The organism is Candidatus Delongbacteria bacterium, from assembly GCA_041675285.1.
In the GTDB taxonomy this organism is placed as follows: domain Bacteria; phylum CAIWAD01; class CAIWAD01; order CAIWAD01; family CAIWAD01; genus CAIWAD01.
Window position 1 is genome coordinate 1 of the sequence record JBAYTZ010000032.1, and the last position, 6,384, is coordinate 6,384.

General features: G+C 66.6%; 8 protein-coding genes. All 8 read right to left on the reverse strand.

Translation table 11 applies throughout. From position 1 onward, the window contains the following. Window positions 1–18 precede the first annotated feature (18 nt). Window positions 19–267, reverse strand: a complete 249-nt coding sequence (locus tag WC326_16360; GenBank protein ID MFA7332643.1) for a hypothetical protein — start codon at window positions 265–267, stop codon at window positions 19–21. A gap of 8 nt (window positions 268–275) precedes the next feature. After that, window positions 276–842: a phage baseplate assembly protein V gene (locus WC326_16365; protein ID MFA7332644.1), complete on the reverse strand. Its 567-nt coding sequence runs from the start codon at window positions 840–842 to the stop codon at window positions 276–278. Next, on the reverse strand, window positions 827–1,588 hold the full coding sequence (locus WC326_16370; GenBank protein MFA7332645.1) for a hypothetical protein: 762 nt from the start codon (window positions 1,586–1,588) through the stop codon (window positions 827–829). The genes WC326_16365 and WC326_16370 overlap by 16 nt, the downstream gene beginning before the upstream one ends. Window positions 1,589–1,597: 9 nt before the next feature. Then, a complete protein-coding gene (locus WC326_16375; protein MFA7332646.1) occupies window positions 1,598–2,290 on the reverse strand; it encodes a hypothetical protein in 693 nt (230 codons plus the stop codon). Then, window positions 2,280–5,009, reverse strand: a complete 2,730-nt coding sequence (locus WC326_16380) for a phage tail tape measure protein (GenBank protein MFA7332647.1) — start codon at window positions 5,007–5,009, stop codon at window positions 2,280–2,282. Before WC326_16380 ends, WC326_16375 begins: the two co-directional genes overlap by 11 nt. A gap of 218 nt (window positions 5,010–5,227) precedes the next feature. Then, on the reverse strand, window positions 5,228–5,560 hold the full coding sequence (locus WC326_16385; GenBank protein ID MFA7332648.1) for a hypothetical protein: 333 nt from the start codon (window positions 5,558–5,560) through the stop codon (window positions 5,228–5,230). A gap of 84 nt (window positions 5,561–5,644) precedes the next feature. After that, the gene (locus tag WC326_16390; GenBank protein ID MFA7332649.1) at window positions 5,645–6,106 is read right to left on the reverse strand and encodes a hypothetical protein; all 462 of its coding nucleotides are present in this window, start codon (window positions 6,104–6,106) and stop codon (window positions 5,645–5,647) included. A gap of 38 nt (window positions 6,107–6,144) precedes the next feature. Next, a partial coding sequence (locus tag WC326_16395; GenBank protein MFA7332650.1) for a hypothetical protein occupies window positions 6,145–6,384 on the reverse strand: 240 nt, incomplete at its 5' end.

Sequence of the window (6,384 nt, forward strand, 5' to 3'; positions counted from 1 at the left end):
CGCGGGCTAGGAACGTGCTCATAGGATGGCCCCCGGCCCCGTCGTGGCGCCCGTCTGGGCACTCTGGCTGCCCGTCGTGGCCACGGGGATGCCCGGCATCACCATGGCCGCCGCCTGGATGTGCTCGACGATCGCCTCGGCCAGGGCAAGGGTCTGGGCCGCATCGATGGCCGCCGCATTCCCCGGGATGCGCGGGTCCAAACCGGACAGGAGTTGCTCGGTTTTGGACTGGATCAGAGTCGCCAGCTGCTGCGGGTTCAGTGCCATGCCCTACGCTACTCCGTCCGAGAGGTATTTGAAAGTTCCGCGCCAGAAAGAGGGACTACGGGTGTGCTGGTGGGCCGGCCCTTGTTGCCGATGTGGAAGTGGCCATTGAACAGCGACTGGAACGTGTTTCCCTTGATGAGCTGCTCGGCCGCCGCCGCCCCCAGCTCTACGACCGGGGCCGTCACGTGGACCTTGACCGTGGACTCGATCTCCACCAGTCCATCCGCACTAAGGATCACGCGCGACTGGCCCTGTTCCAGGACGAGGTGCTTGTTCTCTGGACCGGTGCGGGTGAGGAAGCCGGAGACGAAAGGCTTGTCCGGTTGGCCGCATTCGAAGGAGACCATCACGTGGTCGCCCGCCGTGGGCAGCACGACGAGGCGCGCGGCCGCCGTCGCCCAGACGGCCAGGATCTCGCAGCGGGGTAGCGGCGCCAGGGCCGGGTCGTCCGGCTGGACGCTGACCGTGTAGGCCCCAGCGTCCACCTCGGTGACCACGCCCCGCACGGGGAAACGCATGTAGGAGGACAGATCCGGGCGGACCTGCTCGATGATCTTCTTCAGTTCGTCGCGCACGGCGCCACCTGCAGCATGAGACGCCCGCCGGCCTGCCACCGGTATTGGGCTTCCTCGACGTAGAAGCGTGCCCCGTCGATCGTCACGACCTGACTGTGCAGGACGGGCGCCACCAGCGTCACCACCTCCAGCAGGCCGAGCCGGCCCGGGCGCTGGTCGATCAGGTTGACGCCCGTCTCGATGGCGTGCACGGCCGCTTGGGCGTGGTCGGACTCGGCCAGCACCAGTGCGCCGTCCCGCACATGGAAGCGGAGCTCCGTGCCCGTCTCGCGCTGGACCCACTGCACGAGCTGCAGCAGGGCCTCCTTGGGCGTCAGGCCGTGGACGGGGAAGCGGTCGATGGTGAGTTCCGGCGCTTGAGCCGCCAGCGTCAGGCCCGTATCGGCCAGAAGGTCGCCCGCGATCTCCGCCGGAGTGGACTGGTCCCAGGTGCGGGTGATAGACCGGCCCCGGGCCTGCATCAAAGTCTGCCAATCGATCAGGTGGACGAGGGTCTGGAGTCCGCTGGCCTGCACGTCGCGCGCAACGCCGTGGAAGATGCGCGTCAAGGCCGCGTCCTCCTGATAGCCCCAGCGGACGCTCACGGCGTCGCCGGCTTTGACCTGCGGCGCGATCAGGCCCTCGGGATCCTGCAAAAGCACGTGGCCGCCGTCCGCCGTGTTCGTGGCCTGGCTGATGATGTGGAAGGCCGCCACGACGGGGTCGATGAGCTGGTTCTTCCAGGTCACCTCGAAGAGCGGGGTCATGCGGGCCTCCTACTCATCCGGGTCGTCCAGGTCGTCGGACGGCGCCTCAGCGCCCGATCCCTCTTCCATGCCGGCGTTGAACTGGTCGCGCACGTAGCCGAGCTCGTGGTCCAGCTCTTCATTCCCCTCGATGGCCTCCGCGCCCTGGGCCGCCGCGTCATCCGACGCGCCAGCGCCCGCTGCTTGGTTCTCCAGCTGGGTTTTCACGGACTCGTATTCGGTGAGCATCAGGTGGACGGGAATCCAATCGAAGGTCCCGTCCTCGTCGGCTGCCAGCTCCTGGATGAAGACCTGGCGGATCCCGATCAGGTCGGTCAGGGGTGAGACAATCTCCACAGGCTTGGGCAGGGCGGCGCGCCCGTCGCGGAACAGGCGCTGCAGGACGCGCAGACGTTCCAGCGCCGGCTGCACCAGCGTGCCGTCCAGGCCCTCCTCGTCACAGACCTCCAGCTCGACGGTGATCTCGGCGGGCTCGTAGCCGGTCACATGCCGGACCTTGCCGCTCTTCTTGGGGATGGAGACCTCGTCTACCTTGATCGCCTGCTTGACGGTCATGGCCTTGGGCGGCACGATGAAGGTCAGGCCGCCCAGCAGGAACGGGATCTCAGAGAGGTTCCGCAGCGACGAGCCGGCCGCTGTTGCCTCCTGCTGGATCTGTTCCTCTGCGGTCGGAGGGCCGACCTGATTCGGATCAGTTGGCATACTGCAAGCCCTCCAGGCCGTCTTCCTGGCCGGCTGCGCTGCGCAAGGCCTCCAGCACTTGGTCGCGCACGCTGGTGGCCGGCGTGTTCGGGCCTGCCGTCACCTCGATTTTCGAAACCGTGATGCTGCGATCGATGTGGGCCGTCTGACTTCGATTGGTGATCGCCTTGGCCGGCTGCGTGCCGACGCTGGCTTGGGCGGGCTTCAGCTGCGTTGGCTGTGCTGCTGCCATGCCCCCGCGCGCCGCCGCCGCCAGGCGCCCACCCCGTGGCGCGCCGGCCATGGCCGCCTCAAGCCCCGTAGGTCCCGCCAGCACAGGCGCCACGGGGCGGACAGCCGCGCTCGTCGCCGGCTTGGGGGCGCTCGCCGCCGCGCCGACTTTCGGGATCATGGGGATCTCGATGCCGGGGATCTTGTTGACGGTCTGGATGAAGGCGTTGATCCCGTCGATCACCCAGCCGATGCCGCTCAGGAACCCGTCCCACATGCCGTCCATGAAGTCTCGGACCGGCTTCACGTTGTCGTAAAGGAGCTTCAGGCCGGTGATGGGCCAGAAGATGACCTTGGCCGCGGTCTTCACGCCCCAGAGGAAGCCGTCCCACAGCGTGTTCAACAGGTTTCGGAAACCCTCGCTGTGCTGGTAGGCATAGACGATGCCGGCCGTGAGGAGCGCCAGCAGGCCGACTACGATGCCGATGGGGTTGGCGGAGAGCGCCGCGTTGAGGAGCCACTGGATCCCGGCCCAGATCTTGGAGACGACGGCCACAGCCACGATCTGGGCGTTCAGTAGGATGGCGCTGCGAGCATTCCAGAGGTAGGCCGCGCCGGTCCGCATCGCCGCCACACGTGCCATCAGGAAGCCTGCCGCCGCGCGCACGCCACCAATGGCCGCCCGGCCTCCCGCCAGCATTGTCTGGGTGGCGAAGGTCCACACGGCTGCAATGGCCGGCGCGATCAGCGGCCAGGCGAAGGCGCCCAGCGCCACGAAAAGAAGTCCACTGACGATGGGGTTGGCCTGGATCCAATTCCAGGCCCTGAGGATTGTGCCCACCATGAAGCCCAGGCCCCAGGCCACCATGCCGGCGAAGTACAGGATGGGTGAGATGCCGCTCATGGCGCCCTGGTACCAGCCGGTCAGGAAACGCCAGAACGCCCCCAGCGTGGCGTCGAACACCGTGGCGATGCCCTGGCCCGTGGCCTTCACGCCGCCCCAGATGGCGTACACCACGGGCTTGATGGCGAACCAGACTTCCTCGACCGTGTCGCGGAAGCCCAGGAAATTGGTGTCCCAGGCCTTCACGATGGCGTAGAGGGCCAGTCCCACCAGGGCGAAGGGCGCGATCATCTTGAGGGCGCCTGCACCTAAGGCCTTTAGGCTGGCGGTCAGCGGCACGGCCGCGCTGTTGGTCACGCCCATCGAGAAGGCGATCTGCCCGAGCTTGGCCGGCAGCTGCAGGGCCAGCGCGCCCAAGTGCAGGAAGCCGCCGCCCACGAGGAGCAAGGCCCCGCCCAGGAGCAGGCCCACGGCCGACACAAAGGCGATGCCCGCCGCCACCTTGGTCAGGGCCGGGTGGGCGCGCAGCCAGCCGAAGATGGCGTCGGCCACGCCCTTGATGGCGCCCATGAATTGCAGCGTCATGGGCATCAGGGCCGCGCCAATCGTCATGCTGACGCCGCTCATGGCCGCCTTCATGAGCTTCCACTGACCCGTCGGCGTATCCATGATGCGCTTCTCGAAGTCCGCCATGGCGCTGCCCGCGCCGGCGATGTCTCCACGCATGCCCATCAGCTCCTCGCGCGAGCTGGAGAGGAGGATGTTGAAGACCTTGATGCCCTCGGCGCCGAAGATGTCCGTCAGGGTCGTGTTTTTCTTCTCTTCGGAGAGCGTCGAGAGCTTGGCCTTCAGCTCGCCGAAGACCTCGATGAAGTCCCGCGTCTTGCCCGTGGCCTGGTCGTAGACGTTGACGCCCAGGACCTTGTTCACCTTGCCCGCCTGGGTGTAGAGCTTGGTCATGGTCATGGACAGGCGCGTGCCAGCCCGGGCGCCCACCTCGTTTCGGTTGGCCAGGACGCCCAGGACGGCCAGGTTGGTCTCGATGGATTGCCCAAATGTGGCCGAGGTCGAGGCCGTGTTGAGCATCGACTCCTGCAGGTCGGCGAACTTCAGGTTGGAGCGGTTCATCGAGACGGTCAGCATGTCGCCCAGGGTGGTGGCCTGGGACAGAGGCTTCTGGTAGGCGTTGAGCGTGCCGACAAGGAGCGCGCCGGCGTCCGCCATGGCCACCTGCTGGCCCGTGGCGAAAGAGATCGTGTCGGCCATGATGCCGGTCTTGCTGGAGACCTGATCCGCCGTCAGGCCCATGGAGGCCAGCTCGCCCTGGCCCTCGGCCACCTGCTGGGCCGTGAAGGCGGTCTTGGCACCCAAGTACATGGCCGTGTCGCCGATGGCCTGGACCTGCTTGGCCGAGGCCTCCGCGATGCCACCGACCCGGGCGACCTCCGTCTGGAACGTGCCCATCTGCAGGATGGGCATGGCGAGGCTGGCCGCGATGCCCGCGCCCACCAGCATGGTCTTCAGGCCGGCCTTCTTCACGCGCTCGCTGGCCTGCTCGAAGCTCCCGGCGAACTTGTCCAGGCGCTTGGAGGCCGCCGTGAAGGCCGAGAGGTTGCTCGTCCCGAAGACGCTGATCGTGATGGCGCTGGTGAAGCCGGTCATCATCGAGTGGACTTCCTATCGCTTCCGCCGGCGGGGCCGACTCGTGGGCCGATTCGCCTTCGCTTCCTGCTCCCCCAGCCACTCCGCTGCGACTTGCAGCTCGACGACTTCCTCGAAGGGCGTGGCGTCGAGAACCTCAAACGTGTAGGCATGAAACCGGTGGGCAATCACCGCGCGGGCCTGGAGGTACCAGGCGCCCTCCAGGTCTGCACGGGCCGCCCTCAGAGCTTTTTTACCGTGATCTCCTTCGAGTAGCCCAGCACCTCCTGGATCTTCTCACTGAGGGCCGCGATGAGGCCCGGCTCCCACTCACCGCTCTTGTTGTATTCGAGCTCCGTGGCGTCGATGGCCGGCGCGACCACGAAGGTCCGCACGATGTCCAGGGCCAGGCGCTGCTCGTTGCCCTTGGCGCTCTTGGCCAGGCGGCTGAACTCGTCCCAGCTGGAGCCGCGCACGACGAAGCCGCGCCCGTCGGGCAGTTCCAACTGGTAGAGGCTGGCCTTGGAGTAGGTGACCTTGAGGTCTTTGATGACTTCGGGCGTGATGGTGTCCATGAGTCCTCCGAAAGCGAGTTGAGAGAGTCCGGGGCAGTGACGCGGCCTTCTCGGCTGGCGCGCCGCTGCCCCGTGCTGTGTGTGTTAGAAGCCCAGCATGCCTGTGGCGAAGCCCGAGCACTTGATGCTGATCGCCTCGGCATCCTCGCTGTCGCTGATCCCGCCATCGGCGTTCGTGATCTCCACGCCCGTGAAGGTCTTGGACAGGGCGCTGTTCAAACCCGGGTAGAAGAGCACGATGACGGCATTCCGGCAGTCGCAGGGGTTCAGGTAGAGCTCGCCTGCCGCCAGGCTGCCGGCCGCCATGACGGTCTTGAGCTCGGCCAGGGAGATGAGGAGCTCCGTGATCTCGAAGTCGATCTCGTAGAGGGTGTGGTTCGAGCGGACGATGCCATGGGCATCCGCGAAGCCCGCGCCAAAGACAGGCTTCTTGTCCTTGGAGATCTTCCAGTTGAAGTTGACAAGCCCGAAGACGGGCATGCCGTTCAAGAGCATCTTGACGCTGTTGCCCGCGATGCCGTCGGCGAATCCCGGCGTGGGAGGCATGGTGGTTCTCCTTCCTTAAGTCTGTGAGCCGCCTCGGGCTAATCGAGGTAGACCTTTTCCAGAATGAACTCGAAGGCCTTCATGCTGTTGATGCTGATCCGGGCTTCGACCTCGCCCAGCGCGCGCATCTCGTCGGTCGACGTGAGCTGCAAGTTGTAGTGGTCGATCTCGCCCTTCTGCGCCATCAGGGAAAGCGGCGCGCGCATGTCGGTTTCCATGAGCAGCAGGCCCTCGCCCTCCGAGTCGTTGGGCTTGCCCAGGTGCGGCAGGGCCGCCAG

Coding starts and splice junctions, on each gene's coding strand:
- WC326_16375 (MFA7332646.1), bottom strand. CDS start 2,290: ATGCCAACTGATCCGAATCAGGTCGGCCCTCCGACCGCAGAGGAACAG.
- WC326_16380 (MFA7332647.1), bottom strand. CDS start 5,009: ATGATGACCGGCTTCACCAGCGCCATCACGATCAGCGTCTTCGGGACG.
- WC326_16360 (MFA7332643.1), bottom strand. CDS start 267: ATGGCACTGAACCCGCAGCAGCTGGCGACTCTGATCCAGTCCAAAACC.
- WC326_16370 (MFA7332645.1), bottom strand. CDS start 1,588: ATGACCCCGCTCTTCGAGGTGACCTGGAAGAACCAGCTCATCGACCCC.
- WC326_16390 (MFA7332649.1), bottom strand. CDS start 6,106: ATGCCTCCCACGCCGGGATTCGCCGACGGCATCGCGGGCAACAGCGTC.
- WC326_16385 (MFA7332648.1), bottom strand. CDS start 5,560: ATGGACACCATCACGCCCGAAGTCATCAAAGACCTCAAGGTCACCTAC.